14 protein-coding genes are annotated in these 17162 nt (G+C 72.6%); 5 read left to right on the top strand and 9 right to left on the bottom strand.

Features of this window, described 5'->3' with window-relative positions:
• Positions 1–100 precede the first annotated feature (100 nt).
• A complete protein-coding gene (locus ACQPZZ_RS04985; protein WP_432929391.1) occupies positions 101–931 on the top strand; it encodes an SAM-dependent methyltransferase in 831 nt (276 codons plus the stop codon).
• Positions 932–1145: 214 nt separating this feature from the next.
• Here ACQPZZ_RS04985 and ACQPZZ_RS04980 read toward each other — a convergent pair whose 3' ends face one another.
• Both ACQPZZ_RS04980 and ACQPZZ_RS04975 read right to left on the bottom strand, forming a co-directional pair.
• On the bottom strand, positions 1146–1910 hold the full coding sequence (locus ACQPZZ_RS04980) for an NAD(P)H-binding protein (RefSeq protein ID WP_432929389.1): 765 nt from the start codon (positions 1908–1910) through the stop codon (positions 1146–1148).
• Entirely contained in the window at positions 1907–2980 is a 1074-nt protein-coding gene (locus ACQPZZ_RS04975; RefSeq protein ID WP_432929387.1) for a patatin-like phospholipase family protein, read from the bottom strand. Before ACQPZZ_RS04975 ends, ACQPZZ_RS04980 begins: the two co-directional genes overlap by 4 nt.
• Positions 2981–3054: 74 nt before the next feature.
• Here ACQPZZ_RS04975 and ACQPZZ_RS04970 point away from each other — a divergent pair, with 74 nt between their 5' ends.
• A complete protein-coding gene (locus tag ACQPZZ_RS04970) occupies positions 3055–3801 on the top strand; it encodes an aminoglycoside 3'-phosphotransferase (RefSeq protein WP_432929385.1) in 747 nt (248 codons plus the stop codon).
• Here the strand turns inward: ACQPZZ_RS04970 and ACQPZZ_RS04965 are convergent.
• Positions 3794–4192 carry a VOC family protein gene (locus ACQPZZ_RS04965; RefSeq protein WP_432929383.1) on the bottom strand — a complete coding sequence of 133 codons (399 nt, stop codon included), beginning with the start codon at positions 4190–4192 and terminating at the stop codon, positions 3794–3796. The two genes, ACQPZZ_RS04970 and ACQPZZ_RS04965, sit on opposite strands and share 8 nt — an antisense overlap.
• Before the next feature lie 111 nt (positions 4193–4303).
• Here ACQPZZ_RS04965 and ACQPZZ_RS04960 point away from each other — a divergent pair, with 111 nt between their 5' ends.
• Positions 4304–4972: a hypothetical protein gene (locus tag ACQPZZ_RS04960; protein ID WP_432929381.1), complete on the top strand. Its 669-nt coding sequence runs from the start codon at positions 4304–4306 to the stop codon at positions 4970–4972.
• A gap of 74 nt (positions 4973–5046) precedes the next feature.
• Here ACQPZZ_RS04960 and ACQPZZ_RS04955 read toward each other — a convergent pair whose 3' ends face one another.
• The 3 genes from ACQPZZ_RS04955 to ACQPZZ_RS04945 all read right to left on the bottom strand — a co-directional run bounded on the left by ACQPZZ_RS04955 (position 5047) and on the right by ACQPZZ_RS04945 (position 9122).
• Positions 5047–5709 carry a hypothetical protein gene (locus tag ACQPZZ_RS04955; RefSeq protein WP_432929379.1) on the bottom strand — a complete coding sequence of 221 codons (663 nt, stop codon included), beginning with the start codon at positions 5707–5709 and terminating at the stop codon, positions 5047–5049.
• 126 nt (positions 5710–5835) lie between these two features.
• A complete protein-coding gene (locus tag ACQPZZ_RS04950; protein ID WP_432934284.1) occupies positions 5836–8376 on the bottom strand; it encodes an FtsX-like permease family protein in 2541 nt (846 codons plus the stop codon).
• A 5-nt stretch (positions 8377–8381) separates the two neighbouring features.
• Positions 8382–9122: an ABC transporter ATP-binding protein gene (locus tag ACQPZZ_RS04945; protein WP_432929377.1), complete on the bottom strand. Its 741-nt coding sequence runs from the start codon at positions 9120–9122 to the stop codon at positions 8382–8384.
• A 118-nt stretch (positions 9123–9240) separates the two neighbouring features.
• On the opposite strand from ACQPZZ_RS04945, the gene ACQPZZ_RS04940 reads away from it, so the two are divergent.
• Positions 9241–9480 carry a heavy-metal-associated domain-containing protein gene (locus tag ACQPZZ_RS04940; RefSeq protein WP_432929375.1) on the top strand — a complete coding sequence of 80 codons (240 nt, stop codon included), beginning with the start codon at positions 9241–9243 and terminating at the stop codon, positions 9478–9480.
• On the opposite strand, the gene ACQPZZ_RS04935 is transcribed toward ACQPZZ_RS04940, so the two are convergent.
• The 3 genes from ACQPZZ_RS04935 to ACQPZZ_RS04925 are packed head-to-tail and all read right to left on the bottom strand — an operon-like array spanning position 9470 to position 13756.
• Positions 9470–12442, bottom strand: coding sequence for an AfsR/SARP family transcriptional regulator (locus ACQPZZ_RS04935; RefSeq protein WP_432929373.1), 2973 nt, complete (start codon positions 12440–12442; stop codon positions 9470–9472). The two genes, ACQPZZ_RS04940 and ACQPZZ_RS04935, sit on opposite strands and share 11 nt — an antisense overlap.
• 43 nt (positions 12443–12485) lie before the next feature.
• Positions 12486–13559 carry a flavin-containing monooxygenase gene (locus ACQPZZ_RS04930; protein ID WP_432929371.1) on the bottom strand — a complete coding sequence of 358 codons (1074 nt, stop codon included), beginning with the start codon at positions 13557–13559 and terminating at the stop codon, positions 12486–12488.
• The gene (locus tag ACQPZZ_RS04925; protein ID WP_432929369.1) at positions 13556–13756 is read right to left on the bottom strand and encodes a heavy-metal-associated domain-containing protein; all 201 of its coding nucleotides are present in this window, start codon (positions 13754–13756) and stop codon (positions 13556–13558) included. Before ACQPZZ_RS04925 ends, ACQPZZ_RS04930 begins: the two co-directional genes overlap by 4 nt.
• Positions 13757–13920: 164 nt before the next feature.
• On the opposite strand from ACQPZZ_RS04925, the gene ACQPZZ_RS04920 reads away from it, so the two are divergent.
• Positions 13921–17118, top strand: a complete 3198-nt coding sequence (locus ACQPZZ_RS04920; RefSeq protein ID WP_432929366.1) for a heavy metal translocating P-type ATPase — start codon at positions 13921–13923, stop codon at positions 17116–17118.
• Positions 17119–17162: the final 44 nt, after the last annotated feature.

Here is a 17162-nt window from a genome sequence, read left to right as displayed (position 1 = left end):
CTCTGCGCCCGTAGTCTGATCATCGAACCGGTACTCCCGTTTTGCGGCGGGAGTACCGGGTTTGATCGCGCTTACCCGGCGATGAGAACAGGAGCACTAGATGCCCGACGTGACGGGTCCCGAGCCCCCCGAGCAGGTTCTGAAGCGGATCAACACCAAGGTCCCGCACCCCGCGCGAATCTACGACTACCTGCTCGGCGGCAAGGACAACTACGCGGCCGACCGCGAGGCGGCCGAGCAGCTCCTCAAGCTCTCGCCGGGCACACGCGAGGGCGTCCGCGCCCACCGCGCCTTTCTCCGCCGGGCCGTGCGCCATCTCGCCACCGAGGCGGGGATGACGCAGTTCCTCGACCTCGGCACCGGAATCCCCACCCAGGGCAACACCCACGAAATCGCGCAGCAGGCCAACCCCGAGGCCCGGGTGGCGTACGTGGACAACGACCCCATCGTCCTGGTGCACGGCCGCGCGCTGCTGACCGGCACGGGGGTGACCACCGTGATCGAGGCCGACCTCCGCGAGCCGGACACCATCCTGTCCCACCCCGAAGTGCAGGCCGTTATCGACTTCGACCGCCCGGTGGCCGTCATCCTGGCGGGGGTCATGCACTTCATCACCGACCAGGAGAACCCGTACGACCTGGTCGAGCGGTTCAAGGCCGCCGTGCCCTCGGGCAGCCGCCTGCTGCTGTCGCACATCACGCTCGACTTCGCCCCCCAGGTACGCAGCGAGGAATTGAGCAAGCCGTACGACAAGAGCACCGCGCCCATGGTGTCGCGCAGCCACGCCGAGGTGGCGAAGTTCTTCGAGGGCTGGCAGCTGGTCGACCCGGGCATCGTCGAGGTGGTGCAGTGGCGTCCGGACGAGCGCCAGGAACACATCCCCGGCGGGGGTCACGCCTGGGCGTACGGCGGCATCGCGGTCAAGCCCTGACCCCACGGCCGTCACGGAGAGGCCGGCGAGCAGGACCACGGGCGGCAGAAAAGCCGGTCCCGGAAAGGCGACGGGAAAGAGAAGCATCCCGAACGCGGTGATCCATACCCGGGCGGCCCGATGTGTTCGGTGCGGCCTGCGCCTGCCGCGGACGCCCTCAGAGGTCTCCTGAACCGCGAGATCCTTTCCGGCCTCGGGGGACGGCGGTCGGCACTCACCGGGGCGAAGACCTCAGAGCACGTGAGACAACCGTCTCGGCGGGCCTGCCGAGCACTCGTTCCAGATCGTCGGTCCGCTGTTCCAGCTTTCCCGCGCGTATCTGGGCGTTGATCCAGCTCATCGGGCCCGGCCCGGCGTCGGGCACCTCGCGATAGGGCACGCCGAGCGCCTCGGCCACCTCGGGATAGCTCCACAGGGGCCCGGTGAAGTCGTACGCCCGGCCCAGATGTCCCTCACCGGTCAGCACGTTGGCCGCCGCCTCGGCGAGATCCGATCGGAACGCCGTGTTCAGGCCGCGACCGCCGGTGCTGCTGGTGATCTCACCGTCGCCGGCCCGGGGGACGAACGCGTCGCTGTAGAAGGGATGACGCAGGAACGTGTACGGCAGGCCGCTGCGGAGCACGGCCTGCTCCGTGGCGTGGTAGGCCTCCGTGATCCCGGTGCCGGCGGTGCCGGCCCCCAGGAAGCTGGTGAAGACGACCGCGCCGACGCCGGCCTCCTTGGCGGCGGTCACCGCGTTCAGGTGCTGCCCGATTCTACGGGCGGTGTCGAGCTCCGGAGAGGAGATCAGAAGGAGACGGGCGGCCCCCTCGAACGCCTCGCGCAGACTGGCCGGGTCGTCGTAGTCACCGCGGCGTGCCGGCACTCCTTCGGGCGCGCGGCCGGGGTCGCGCACCGCGGCCACCACCTCCGTACGGGTGCGTAAGTGCTCGATGACGAGGCGGCCGAGCGCGCCGGAGGCGGCGGAGACAATGATCATTGGACAAGTAGACTCCCGGCCGTCTCGACCCTGCCACCGATTTTCGCGGGGGGACGGTAGCGGGCGCGGTAGTCGTCCCAGTCCCATGAGGACAGGAAGGCCGCCGCGGCCGTCCGGCCATTGCGGTAGAGGTGCAGCTTCTGCCGCTCGTCGAGGTCGAAGTCGACCACTCCCACACCCTCGGTGTCGACCTGGATGGTCCTGGCGCTCACCCACGGGCGGCTCAGATACGTCTGGTCGTGGCCGACGATCGCGGTCCCGACCAGGGACGCCAGCAGCCGCAGGGCGGGCAGGTGGGGAGCCCCGACGAACGGCAGCCTGAGCGTGTCCTCCCGGAACGCGGGAAGCAGCTTTACCCCGAACGTGGGCCAGCGCGGCTGCTGCCCGTCGGGGCGGTCGAGCGTGTCGATGGGGAAATTGGACAGCACGCCGCCGTCCACAAGGGTCGACACCAGGCCGGTCGCCGAATTGGTGATCGTGACGGGCTCGAAGAAGAAGGGGATCGACATCGATGCACGGACCGCGTCGGCCACCCGCTGCCTGCCCGGGTCCGGCACGCCGTAAACGGCCCGGTAGTCCCACGGCAGGCGCACCAGCCGGCCCAGGGTGACGTCCGTGACCGTCACCACCAGGCTGTAACGCTCGTCCTCGCCCATCCAGGGCGCCGGGTCGTCGAGCGCCAGGTCGTCGAACGTCTCGACGCCCAGGTCGGCCAGCTCGTTTCCCAGCCATTCGCGCAGGTAGTCGCCCTCGAACACGCCCCGTTCGAACAGCAGGGACAGCAGCGAGAAGCCCCCGCCGACGAGCGGGACACGCTCCACGGCGGACGCGTCCCTGAACTTGCGGTAGTCGACGGCGCACAGGAGCTCGCGCATGCGCTCCGGCGGCATACCGGCCGCGGCCAGCGCTCCCACCACCGCCCCGGCGGAGGTCCCGGCGACACGGGTGCCGGCGGGCCGCCCGAACCGGTATCCGGCCGCGTGCAGCTCGTGCAGCGCGCCGACCAGGGCCACGCCCTTGACCCCGCCGCCCTCCAGAACCAGGTCGGCCCGCGTGTCTCCCCCGGCCATCGCTCCCACCACCGCCCCCGCCTTTCTTCCATCCGTCCCGCTGTTCGTGCCCACCCGCCGGGAAAATGGTGGTCATGAGCCGTCCCGCACTCGCCTCGATTCCGACCGGGCCGGTGGCCGTGCCCGGTGCCGTCGCCGAAATCGCCGGGGGCGACGCCGTCACTCCGGTGTGGCACAACCTGCTCGGCGGCCTGACGTTCCGGCTGGAGGACGCGGGCGGCGGCACGAGGTACGTCAAGTGGATCGCCGCCGGCACCCCGGAAATCGACCTGCCCGGCGAGGCGGAGCGCCTGCGATGGGCCGGGCGGTGGGCCGCCGTTCCCCGGGTCCTGGAGTGGGGCTCGGACGCGGACGGCGCCTGGCTCGTCACGGCGGCGCTCCCCGGCCGCTCTGCCGTGGACCCGCGCTGGATCGCCGATCCCGCCACCGCCGCGGCGGCCGTCGGCCGGGGGCTTCGCCTGCTCCACGACAGCCTGCCCGTGCGGGAGTGCCCGTACGACTGGGGCGTCGAGCGGCGGCTCCGCGGCCGCGGCGAGGCCCGGCGGCGCCTCGGCGAGCCGCCCGCCGCCGACCGCCTCGTCGTCTGTCACGGCGACGCCTGCGCTCCCAACACGCTGCTGCACGACGACGGGACGGTCGCCGGGCACGTCGACCTCGGCTCGCTCGGTGTCGCCGACCGGTGGGCCGACCTCGCGGTCGCCGCCTGGAGCACGGAGTGGAACTACGGCCCGGGGTACGACGGCATCGTGTACGACGCGTACGGCGTCGCCCCCGACCCCGAGCGCATCGCCTACTACCGCCTGCTGTGGGACATCACGTGAGTCCCTGCTTCTCCTGGTCCTGGGGATACCAGCGCAGCTCGACGACGTTGCCGTCGGGGTCCTTCACGTAGACCGACGTGGCGACGCCACGTGCCCCGAACCGGGGACCGGGTCCGTCGATCACGGTGAGGACGCCGGAGTCGATGACCTCCTGCCAGTCCAGCGGATCGACGACCAGGCAGAAATGGTCGACGTTCGGCTCTCCGCGGGAGCCGCGCAGCACATCGATGATCGTGTCCGGCGACACCCGCACCGAGGGGAACGGCGCCTTGCCGGCCCGCCACTCCTCAACGCGTACCGGCTCCAGGCCGAGGACGCCGCAGTAGAACGCCAGCGACCGCTCGACGTCCTCCACGGTCAGCACCAGATGGTCGAAACCCTTCACCCGCATGTCGTTCAGACTCCCCTTCGCACGTGACCTTTTCGGTACGGACCCTTCTGCACCACGTTGTACTTGCGATAGAAGATCACTCGTACCATTTCTCCTCTTTTCGAGGTACACGTGAGAAAGATCCTGCGAGTGGTCGCGGCCCAGATGTTCGCCGCCGCCTTCGTCCTCGCCACCCTGTCCGCTCCCGCTAACGCCGACACGTCTCCTGGCACGACCCCTGGCACGACCGAGAGCGACGCCGACATCGCCGCCGAGTGGCAGGCCGTGTTCGACACCTACCACTTCACCGACAACACCCCGCCCGCGCCTGACTCGGGACGCAGCCGGGTCACGAACAGCATCTCCGTCGACATCGACGCGCCGATGCCGTCGACCTTCTACAAGTACTCGGACTTCAACAACCACATGGGCAAGAACCCGTTCCTGAAGCGGGTCGTCACCCACAAGCAGTGGCTCCAGGCCCCGGTGCTCTACCGCAACCTCACCGCCATCGAGGAGATCCCGTACGAGGGCACGATCGTGGTCAGCAAGACGCACGCGCAGCAGCGTCTGCACCCGGACGGGTTCTATTACGAGACCGACAGCTGGTCGCAGCCCAACGTGGTCACGCACCAGAAGATCGACTTCACGCCGCTGTCCGGCGGGAAGACCAGGGTCACGGAGAACCTCACCTTCGAGGCGGACACCTCGCTGATCGACTTCGTCGCCGCGAACGGCACCGCCGCGCACCAGCAGCTGCAGGCGGCCCTCAAGCAGGCGATCGAGAGCGGCGAGCTCTGATCCCGGTCGGTCACTGAAACCGGGACGGGCGTCCTCCCCGGTGGGGAGGACGCCCGTTTCAGTGTCGCCGGGCTCTACCGCCCGATGCCGCTCCTGCTCTCTTCGGCCCGCAGGGTCTGGTTGATCGAGCAGTTGTCGATCCCGTTCTGGCAGTTGCCGCTGAGGGAGTCGGTGAAGACGCTGACGCTCGACACCTGCTGGGTGCCGGCGAAGTCGACGGCGCTGTTGCCCGCGGGGGCGTTCACGTTGCGTTTGCCGGTGGCCAGCTGATAGGGCGGGCTGCTGATCGTGGGCGCGTTGGCGGTGTTGACGCCGGTCGTGCGCTGTGTGCCACCGCCGTCGTCGTCACCGAAACCACCACCGAAACCACCGCCATGACCACCGCCATGACCACCGCCATGACCACCACCGGGCCCACCACCGGGCCCACCACCGGGCCCACCACCCGGGCCGTCACCGAAATCGGCGAGACGGGCGTTGAGGCGGGCGCCGCCGTGGCCGTGCCTCTTCCCCTTCTTGCCCTTCTTGCCCTTCTTCTCCTTCTTCTCCTTGCCCTTGCTCCCCTGGCCGCCCTGCCCCTGACCTTGTCCATGCGGGCCGTGGCCGGCCGCGGGGACCGGCGCCGCGAGCGTCTGCGGCACCACCACGACGCCCGCCAGCCCGATGAGGGTCGCGGCGACGACGGCCAGACGCCGCGCGGACACCACCACGACGCGGGAGCTCCTGTTGTCGCCCATCCGATCCACACCTGCCTGTCATTCGCCTCCGGACGTGTCCGCTTGCTTGAGGGACAAGCGGCGCATCCGGCTCATACCCGTCGCTTCTCCTCCCTTGTCCCGCCGGAAAGTCTTCCCGCCGGAAAGTCAGGACGTGGCGATGGCGGACAGCACGTCGAGCCGGGCCGCACGGCGGGCCGGCAGCAGCCCGGCCAGCAGGCCGGCCACGGCGGCCACGGCGACTACGGCGAGGAGCGGACCGGCCGGCAGCGTGAGCGTGGCCTCGGTGGTGCGGCCGAGTGCCGTGACCGTGCCCGCGGCGAAGGCCACGCCCAGGACCACGCCGGCGACGATCGCCAGGGCCGCGACGAGGACCGCCTCACCGCGGATCATCCAGCGCATCTGGGCGCCGGTCATGCCGACCGCCCGCAGCAGTCCGAGCTCACGGGTCCGCTCGATGATGGACAGGGCGAGCGTGTTGGTGATGCCCATCAACGCGATCAGGACGGTGAGCATCAGCAGCGCGGTCACCAGCCCCAGGACCTGGTCGATCGTCGCGTTCCGCCCCGCGACGGCCGCGGCCTGGTCGCGCACCTGCGCGGTCGGGGCGTCGGCGAGGACCCGTTCGATGGCCTTCTCGGCGTCCGCGCCGCTCACTCCGTCGGCGACCTTGACGAAGACGCTCGCGTCGACATGCTCCCGGTAGTTGCGCTCGAAGGTGTCCAGCGAGATGACGTAGCCGGTCGACAGCGCCTGAGCGTCCCGGTCGCGCAGTAGGCCGACCACCGGGAGGCGCCGGGTCCCGGTGCGGGAGAACGTCATCGCCAGGGTGTCGCCGATTTTGAGGTGCCGCTCTTTGGCGACGTTCGCGGCCAGGACGACCCCGCCGTCCGCGACGGCGTCCAGGCGTCCGGCCACCATGTGGAGCGAGGTGACGCGGGGCAGCGTGACCGGGTCGACCGCGGTGAGCGCCTCGGTGGACTGCCCGTCCTTCCAGTGGCCGTAGCGCAACCGCGAGGCCACGGCGACCTGCGGCAGCTCGCTGACGTGGTGATAGGCGTGCGCGGGAAGCCCGCCCAGCATCTCGTTGCGCGCGCTTTCCACCACGTAGTCAGCGGTGATCACCTCGGCGTACGACCGAGCGGTCGAGTCCTTGATCGAAGTGCCCAGCACGGTCATGAAGCTGATGAGCGCCAGGCCGAAGGCCAGAGCGAGGGCGGTCGCGGAGGTACGCCGGGGCGCCCGTGCGGCGGACTCGCGCGCCAGCCGTCCGGGGACGCCCGCCGCGCCGATCGGCCGCCCGAGCAGCCGGATCAGGGCCGGGGTGACCGCCGGCCCGAGCAGGGCAAACCCCACGACGGTGCAGACCGCCGCCTCGCCGAGCACCACGACCGACCCCGGCCCGGCCAGGACGATCGCCAGGCCGGCCACCCCGAGCGCGGTCAGAACCGCTCCGATGACGGTACGCGTCCAGCCGGCCCGCCCGGAGACCTCGTCGGCCGACGAGCGCCGCATGGCCTCCACCGGCGCCACCGAGGCGGCGCGCCGGGCCGGCCCGAACGCCGACAGGACCGTGACGCCGACGCCGACCGCGAACGCGACGACCAGCGTCCGGGGCGTCACGACGAGCCCGCCGTCGGGCAGCGTCATGCCGAAGGCTCCGGCGAGGTCGCGCAGCCCCGCCGCACAGGCGACGCCGAGACCCGCGCCCGCCGCGGAGGCGGCCAGCCCCACCAGCAGGGCCTCGCCGAGCACCGAGCGCATGACCTGGGCGCCGGTCGCTCCGGCCGCGCGCAGGACGGCCAGCTCGCGCGTGCGCTGGGTGACGACGATCGAGAAGGTGTTGGCGATGAGGAAGGCGCCGACGAGCAGGGCCGCCGCCGCCAGGGCGAACAGCATCACCTGCAGGTAGGAGATCTGCGTCTTGGCCGCCGCCGCGCTGGACGCGGCGACGTCCCGGCTGGAGGAGACCTCGTATCCGGCGCCGATCGCGGCCGCCACCGCGGACCGCAGCCGCTGGACGTCCGTGCCGTCCGCGGCGACGACGGCGACCTCCGAGGCGTTCCCGTCGAGTGCGAGCAGACGCTGCGCCGCGGGCAGGGCGACCAGGGCGACCGTGGTCTCGGGCAGCCCCTCGCCCGGCCCGAACCCGGCCAGCCCCACCACGCGGAGCCGTTCCGTCCGCTCGGCGCGTACGGTCACCTCGGCGCCGAGGCCGATGCGGTGCCGGCGGGCGGTCGCCGCGTCGACCACGACCTCGCCCTCGGCCGCCGGCGCGCGCCCGGCGCGCAGGGTGAACGCGCCGACCGGGGCGGGCTCCCACGACAGCAGCAGCGACGGGCCCGACGGGACGATGGTCTTCCCGCCGACGCCGATCAGTCCCTGTCCCCGGACGACGGGGGTGGCGGCGGCCACGCCCGGCACCGCGCGGACGCGGTCGACGACCTCCGCGGGCAGCGGGTCGCGCTCGACCTCCACGCCCATCGCCGAGTCGAACGCGGCGGCGTCGCGGACCGTCAGGTCGACCCCGGCGGTGGCCGTACGGAACTGCTCGTCGAGCAGCCGCTGTGAGGTGTCGGTGAGCACCAGGCTGCCGGTGACGAAGGTGACGCCGAGCAGGACGGCGAGCAGGGTCAGCGCCAGCCTGCCCCGCCGTGCGACGGTGTTGCGGACGATCAGGTGCCACATCGCGGTCACTTCTCCTCGTCGCTCGTGAGGTTGCGGGTGAGGCCGGCCACGCGGCCGTCGGCGAAATGGACCACCTGGTCGGCGTACGTCGCGGCGTTCGCGTCGTGGGTGACCATGACGATGGTCTGGCCCAGCTCGTGGGCCGCGTGGCGGAGGAAGCCGAGCAGGGCCTCCCCCGCCCGGGAGTCGAGATTGCCGGTCGGCTCGTCGGCGAAGACGATCCGCGGGCGGGCGGCCAGCGCCCGGGCCACGGCGACCCGCTGCTGCTGCCCGCCGGACAGCTCGGCGGGACGGTGCCGCAGCCGGTCGGCCAGCCCGAGCATCGCGACGATCTCATCGATCCACGTCTGGTCGGCCCGCCGTCCCGCGAGGGTCAGCGGCAGCACGATGTTCTCGGCGGCGGTCAGCGTGGGGACCAGGTTGAAGCTCTGGAAGACGAAGCCCACGTGCTCGCGGCGCAGCAGCGTGCGCTGCCGCTCGTTCAGCCGGCCGAGGTCGGTGTCGCCGATGAGCACCTGCCCCTCGTCCACCGTGTCGAGACCGGCGAGGACGTGCATCAGGGTGGACTTGCCGGACCCCGACGGCCCCATGACGGCGGTGAAACGCCCGGCGGGAATCGACAGGGTCGCGCCGTCGAGGGCCCGGACGGCGGTGTCGCCGCGGCCGTAGATCTTCACGACGTCTCGGGCCAGCGCGGCGACGTCGGTATGCGGAAGTGCCTCGGCGGGTGTCTGGGTGATGGTCATGGGGCGAGCATCACGGCCACGACTGTCGGCGGGCTGGTCGCGGTCTTGCCGGCCCTCGGGCGGTGCCGGACAGCGGGCGGACAGCGGACCGCCAGGCAGGGGCGGCACGCTGGACGGCATGGCAGACCAGACTGTGTGCGTGCCCGCACTGCTGTGCCGCAGGTGCGTCCGCCTCCTGAGCAGGCACGTACGCGACGTATCCGGCGTCACCTCGTTCGAGGTCGACGCCGCCCGTGGCCTGCTGCGTGTGCGCGGCGACGTGTCGGCCGTGGACCTGCGGGCGGCGCTGGCGTCGGCGGGGTTCGCGGGCGACCGGTGCGAGCATCGTCCGCCCGGCCACCGGCGGCTCACTCCGTGAGCGCGGCCGCCGTCTCGCGGGCTCGCCCGGCCTCGTCCGGCAGGCCCGCCGCCGCGGCGCAGCCGGCCAGGAACGACCACAGGCGGGCCCTGGCCCAGGGAAACTCGCCCTCCTTCAGCAGCGCCAGCGCGTCCCGGCACTCGCGGACGGCGAGCGCGGCGTCCCCGCGCGCGCGAGCCGTGCGGGCCCGGCCCCACGCGGCCCACGCCTGGCAGCGGGGGTTGCGCGCCCGGCGTGCGACCTCCCGCGCCTCGGCGAGCAGCGCCGTCACGTCGTCGCTCTCGTCCAGGTCGAGCCGGGTATGGGCGGTGTGCACGAGCGCGAAGGCCAGCCCGTGCAGGGAGTTGCGGCCGCGCACCTCGTCCACGGCCTCCCGCAGCACGGCCAGGGCATCCTCGTGCCGCCCGGACTCGCGCAGGGCGATGCCGAGATGCGCGAGGATCGCGCTGCCGATGATGCGGTCGCCTGCGGCCCTGGCCAGGTCGAGTGCGCGCCGCCACCGCACGACCGCGTCGTCGAAGTCGCCGAGGCGCAGGGCCAGCAGCGCCTCCAGATACTCCGTCATGCCCAGCCACCAGCCGTCGTCGGAGTCGCCCAGTTCGCGCCTGCTCCGCTCGATCATGGCGCGGTAGTGTTCGGCGTCCCCGCCGTACTGGCCGGCCCAGGACATCACGAGCCGGGAGATCGCGGCGTTGCGTACGTCGCCGGCTTCCTCGAAGATCGCGAGGCTCTTCTCGGTGGCGGCGACCGACTGCGGGGTCGGGTAGTAGACGTGCAGGAGCCCGATGCCCTGCAGCGCACGGGCCCGTGCGGTGGGGGAACCGCCGCCGGTCTCCAGCAGCGCGGTCAGCGCCCGGGTGCCCTCGTAGCGCACCCCGTAGTTCCAGAACATCACGAGCGCGCAGCCCAGCCGGAAACCGCTGTCGAGGTCGCCGCTGTCGACGGCGTGGTCGACCGCCGCACGGAAGTTGTCGTGCTCGTCGTAGAGCTTCGTGTAGACGGCGAGGTCACGGACGCGTGACCCGTGCTCTTCCGCGAGCCGGACACAGTAGGCGAGGTGGCGGTCGCGGCAGTTCCCCGCCTCGCCGGCCTCCTCCAGGCGGGCCCACGCGTAGTCGCGTACGGTCACGAGCAGCCGGAACCGTCCCGTGGCCGGTTCCGGCACCACGAGGGACCGGTCGACCAGCCGGAACAGCAGGTCGAGCACCTCGCCGCGGCCGACGCCGTCGAAGGCGCACACCTCCTCGGCGGCGGACGGCGTCCACCCGCCGCGGAACACGGCGAGGCGGCGCAACAGCCGCCGCTCGGCCTCCGGCAGCAGGTCGTGGCTCCAGTCGAGGGTCGCCCGCAGCGTGCGGTGACGCGCCTCGCCGGTACGCGGGCCCGCCGTCAGCAGCGAGAACCGGTCCGCCAGCCGGGCCTCGATGTCGGCCGGAGACAGCGCCTTCACCCGGGCGGCGGCCAGCTCGATGGCGAGCGGCATGCCGTCGAGCCGGCGGCAGATGGACGCCACGACGCGAGCGGTCTCGTCGTCGAGCGTGAACGAGGGCCGTACGGCACGGGCCCGCTCCACGAAGAGCCGCACGGCGGGCCCGTCGTTGTCCGTGACGCCCAGTGGACCGACCGCGACCTGGATCTCGCCGGGGATCGCGAGCGCCTCCCTGCTGGTGGCCAGCACCCGCAGCCCGGGACAGGCCGCGGCCAGCCGCTCCACGAGGGCCGCCGCCTCGTCCACGACGTGCTCGCAGTTGTCGACCACGAGCAGCGGCCGGCCGTCCCGCAGGTGTTCCTCCACCGCGTCGGCCGACGTGACGCCCTGATCGGGCAGCACGCCCAGCTCCGCGGCGAACGCGTCGGCGACGTCCGTCCCGGGTTCCAGCGCGGCCAGGCGGACCAGCAGCACGCGGTCGGCCGGCGACTCGTCGGGCGCCTCGTTCACCGTCTCGTTCAACGTCTCGTTCAACGTCTCGTTCAACGTCTCGTTCACCCTGCGCGCGATCTCGAACGCGAGCGTCGTCTTGCCCATCCCGCCCGGTCCGGTCAGCGTAACCACCTGCGACTCGGCGAGCCGCTCCAGCGCCGTCGCCACGTCGTCCCGGCGACCGATCACCGAGGTGAGCCGGCGTGGCAGCCGGTCATTGTGCCGCGCCTGTGCCCGCGCCTGTGCCTGCGGCTGCTCGCGCGGCGGCGACGGGATCTGCTGGCGGAGGATGGCCTCGGCCAGCGCCTGAAGCTCCGGGGACGGATCGATGCCGAGTTCGTCGGCGAGGCCGCGGCGCAGCGCCTGATAGGCGGCCAGCGCCTCCGCCTGCCGCCCGCCCCGATAGAGCGCGAGCATCAGCAGGCGGTGCAGCCGCTCACGCAGCGGATGCCGCGCGACCAGCCGTTCGATGTCGGCGACGGCCTCGTTGTGCCCGCCGGACTCCAGCAGGAGCTCGAACCGGTCCTCGACCGCCCCCAGCCGCAGCTCCTCCAGCCGGGCGCTTTCCGTCGTGGCCCAGGTCGTCCGGCCGGCGTCGGCCAGGGCGGGCCCCCGCCACAGCCCCAGCGCCTCGTCCAGACGGCTCAGGGCGGCGGCGGCGTTCCCAGCGGCCGTCTCCTCCCGCGCGCGGACGAGCAGCCGCTCGAACACGTGCGCGTCGACGGCGTCCGAGGGCACCGCGAGCCGGTATCCCGGGGCCTGCGTGACCAGGACGTCCGCGCCGAACCCGGCGGCGGCGAGGGCGCGGCGCAGCTTGGACACCCGGATCTGCAGGGCGTTCGCCGCGTCGGCCGGCAGGTCGTCGCCCTCGTCGCCCCACAGGGCGTCCGTCAGGCCGTCCACCGGCACCACGCGCCCGCACGACAGCGCCAGCCGGGCCAGCAGGGCCCGCACGGACGGCGGCAGCGCCGCCGCGGAGCCGTCGGCTCCCCGCACCTCGGTAGGCCCGAGAATCGCGAACGTCACGGCCGTGTTCGGCATGTCACTCCTCGTCGCCACCCGGCTCCGCCGGGACTGCCCAATATTAAGGGGCGATGAGCGTTTTGCCGGGATTTATCGCGCCGGTAATGAGCCGGCCAGCCAGGGTGTGAGCGTCCCGGCCCACCCATCCCAGCACCGACGAGCCACGGGCGCGCTGCCAGGGCAGACCGAGGAAGTACAGCCCCGGCCAGGCCGTCACGCCCTCGCGATGCACCGGCGCCCCCTGTTCGTCCAGCACCGGCACGTGCAGCCAGGGATAGCTCGGGCGGAAGCCGGTCGCCCACACGACGCCGTCGGGGCGCACGCGACGGCCGTCCGCGAGGACGACGTCGCGTCCCTCGGCGTCCACGGCGCGGTCCACCCGCTCCACCCGCCGCAGCAACCGCTTCACGTCGGTTCCGATGATCAGTTCCCGGCTCCTGACGCGGCGCCCGATCCCGCTGTCGCCGCGGATGTCCATGAAGCCCAGGTGGGAGAACCACCAGAACACGTCGCGGCCCAGCACCCGCTGGGGCAGCACCCGGCCCATCGACGAGACCGCCAGCCGGACGCGCCGCCCGGTGCCGGCCAGTTCCTCGGCGATCTGCACGCCCGTGTTGCCCGCGCCGACGACCAGGATCTCGCCCATGGGAAGCTGCTCGGGACGGCGATACCGGCTGCTGTGCAGCTGGGCGACGTGCGGGTCCAGGCCGGTCGCGAAGGCGGGCGTCCGCGGCGTGTGGAACGCCCCCGCCGCGACCACGACCCGCGCCGCGGAGTAGGCCCCTGCCGAGGTCTCTACCAGGAATCGCTCCCCTTCCGGCCGTACGGCCGTGACCTGGCAGCCGAGACGCGTCGGGAGGGCGAACCGCTCCGCGTACGCCTCCAGATAGTCGGCGACCTCGTCCTTGCCCGGATGGCCGTCCGGATCGCCCGGGAACGGCAGGCCCGGCAGCGCGTTGTACCGGCGCGGGGTGAACAACGTGAGCGAGTCCCACCGGTGGCGCCAGGCGTCCCCCACCCGCCGATGCGCGTCGAGGATGGCGAACCGCAGGCCCGCACGGCGCAGGTGGTAGCCCAGCGCCAGGCCGGCCTGGCCGCCTCCGACGATCAGCGTGTCGTACTCGGTGCCGCTCATTCGGCGGCCTCGTAGCCGGCCTCGGCGATGGCCTCGCGAACGGCGGCGGCGTCGGCCGGGCCGGTGACCACCACGGTCTTGGCCGTGAAGTCGACGGCCACCGAATCGACACCGGCCACCTCGCCGACCGACTTGGCGATCGCCTTGACGCAGTGGCCACAGCTGATGGCGGGCACGGACAGCACGAGCTGGTTCATCGTTCGCTCCTTCGCATCGCGGGCCGCTCCGTACGGCCCGGATGAGAAGACCATGCCGGGAGGCACTGTCCGGCCCCTGTCCTGAGCCGGACAGGGGCCGGTCAGCGGCGGGAAAGCGCCGCGCGGGACCGTCACCGCGAAGTCTTCAATCAGGAGGTGAAGCGATGACGGTCGTGACGAGCGTGCGCACACTGGACATCGGAGGGATGACCTGTGCGTCCTGCGTCCGCAGGGTGGAGAAGGCCCTCACCCGGGTCGACGGCGTGGCGGCGGCCGAGGTGAACCTCGCCACCGAGGTCGCCACCGTCACCTACGACCCCGCCCGCGTGACCGTCGGGATGCTCGCCGAGTCGGTCGTCCGGGCCGGGTACACCGCAGAGGTTACCGAGCCCGAGCCGGCGCCCGGCCCTGAGCGGGTGCCGGAGCCGGAGACCGGGCCGGACCGTGAGGTCATCCGTCTGAAGCGCACCTGGCAGGCCACCCTCGCGGCCGGGCTGTCGATGATGGTGCTGATGTACCTGCCGCTGCCCATCGACGCGATGGACTGGCTGATGCCGCTGCTGCTGGTCGTCGCCACGGTCGCGCAGTTCTGGGCGGGCCGTCCGTTCTACCGCGCCGCCTGGGCGGCGGCCCGGCACGGCGCGGTCAACATGCACACGCTCGTCGCCATGGGCACGACGGTGGCGTACGGCTACAGCGCGTTCGTCACGCTGTGGCCGGCCGCGGCGGAGCGGCTGGGGCTGCCGCTGCACGTGTACTTCGAGATCTCCGTCGTCGTCATCGCGCTCGTCCTCATGGGCCGGTGGATGGAGGCGAGGGCCAAGAAGCGGACGACCTCCGCCATCAGGGAACTGCTCGGCCTGCGTCCGAAGACGGCCCGCGTCCTGCGCGGGGACACCGAGGTCGAGGTCCCGGTCGAGGACGTCGCCGTCGGCGACCTCGTCCGGGTGCGCCCGGGCGAGAAGATCCCCGTGGACGGCGTCGTGACCGCCGGCGTCTCCACCGTGGACGAGAGCATGATCACTGGCGAGAGCATGCCGGTGCGCCGGGGCGAGGGCGACCCGCTGATCGGCTCCACGATCAACCGGACGGGCTCGGTCGTGATGCGGGCCACCGCCGTCGGGCAGGACACGACGCTGGCGCAGATCGTCCGGCTGGTCGAGCGGGCACAGGGGTCGAAGGCGCCCCTGCAGCGCCTGGCCGACACGGTCTCCGGGTGGTTCGTGCCCGCCGTCATCGGCATCGCCGTGCTCACCTTCGCCGTCTGGGCGGTCTTCGGCCCGGACCAGGGACGGCTCACGTTCGGCATCGGCACCGCCATCGCCGTACTGATCATCGCCTGCCCGTGCGCGCTCGGCCTGGCCACCCCCACAGCGATCATGGTGGGCACCGGAAAGGCCGCCGAGCTGGGCATCCTGATCTCCGGCGGCGACGCGCTCGAACAGGCCCGCCGCCTCACCACGGTCGTCCTGGACAAGACCGGCACGATCACCCGGGGCCGCCCCGGCGTGACCCGCCTCGTCACCGTCGCGGGCGGGGACGCCGACGAGCTTCTCGCGTACGCCGCCGCGGCCGAGACGGGCTCCGAGCACCCCCTCGGTGAGGCGATCGTGACACGCGCCCGGGACCGCGGGCTCCGCCTGCCCGAGATGCAGGGCTTCGACGCCCTACCCGGTCACGGCGTCGAGGCCCGGGTGGCCGGCCGGGCCGTGCTCATCGGCAACGCCGCGCTCATGCGCCGCCACGACGTGAGCGTCGGCGAGCTGGAGCAGGTGGCCGCCGCGGCGGCGGCCGAGGGAGCCACCCCCGTGTACGTCGCCCTCGACGGCCGCCTCACCGGAGTGATCGGCGTGGCCGACACGATCCGGCCCGAGTCGCACGAGGCCGTCGACCGGCTGCGCGCGCTCGGCCTGGACGTGTGGATGCTGACCGGCGACAACCGGGCCACCGCCGACGTCGTCGCCCGGCAGGTCGGCATCGACCACGTCATCGCCGACGTACGGCCCGAGGACAAGGCGGCCCGCGTGGCCGCCCTCCAGGAGAAGGGCGCGGTCGTCGCCATGGTCGGCGACGGGATCAACGACGCCCCCGCCCTGGCGACGGCCGACCTCGGCATCGCCATCGGCACCGGGACCGACGTCGCCATCGCGGCCTCCGACATCACCCTCGTCGGCGGCGACCTGCGCGGCATCGTCACGGCCATCGACCTGTCCCGGCGGACGGTCACCACGATCAAGCAGGGGCTCCTGTGGGCGTTCGCGTACAACGTGCTGCTGATCCCGGTCGCCGCAGGTGTGCTGTACCCCTTCAACGGCGTGCTCCTCGACCCCTCCCTCGCCGCCGCCGCCATGGCGATGAGCTCGGTCAGCGTCGTCACCAACGCGCTGCGCCTGCGCCGGTTCCGGTCCGGCTCCCGAGCGTCCCGGCTCGCCGACTGGGGCTATCTCGCGGGCATCGCCTGCCTCGCGGTGGCCGTGGGCGCCGGGTTCACCGCGCTCAGCCGTACGGACGCGGCGCAGCGCGGGATGAACGGCGTGCTCGCCTGGGTGGAGAACACCGGCATGCCGATGCGCCCGGCCATGAGCGTGATGATGACCACCGAATCGGAGCCCGTTCCCGCCGAGGACGCCGGCCTGAAGGTCTCCGTAGAGGCCCTCGCCCACGTCACCCCGGGCAGGCCGGCCACCCTGCGTATCCGGGTCGCCGACGCCGAGACCGGCCGTCCCGTCCAGGACGTCGTACGCAGCCACGAGGCGTGGATGCACTTCGTCGTCACCCGGGACGACCTGGGCACGTTCGCGCACATCCATCCGGAGCCCACCGGCAGGCCCGGGGAGTTCGCCGTCCCGCTCACGTTCCCCACCGAGGGCCGGTACACGATCCACAACGAGTTCAGGCTGCGCGGGGAGATGACCGACGTCCTCGACCAGCAGGAGATCACGGTCGGCCGCCCGGACGCTTTCACCCCCCCGGCCACGGCGGCGCCTTCTCCTCGCGAGCAGGTTGTCGGCGGTCTCCGGGTCACCCTCACCGGTGAGGCCGAAGCCGGCGGCAGGAGCGACTTCACCTTCCGCTTCGCGGACGCCGCTACCGGCAGGCCCGTTTCCGGTCTGCGCCCCTACCTGGCCGCCGCAGGACACGTGGTGATCATGCCGCTCGACGGCGAGGGGTTCGCCCACGAGCACGCGGAGGCCGAGGACGACCAGGGCCGTCCCGTCTTCGCCCTGCCGGGTCAGACCTTCGGGCCCGAGCTCGGCCTGCACGCCCGGTTCCCCCGCCCCGGCCTGTACCGCCTGTGGGGACAGTTCCGCGACGCGACCGGCCGGGTCCTCACCACGACGTTCACCGTCGAGGCCCGTTAGGAACGTGCACAGAACATAAACAGAACGGCTCGCCGGCTCTGCAC

This window comes from Microbispora sp. CA-135349, from assembly GCF_050947365.1.
GTDB lineage: Bacteria > Actinomycetota > Actinomycetes > Streptosporangiales > Streptosporangiaceae > Microbispora.
The sequence above is the reverse complement of the archived record's forward strand: the minus strand, read 5'-3'. Positions and strand labels throughout refer to the sequence as shown.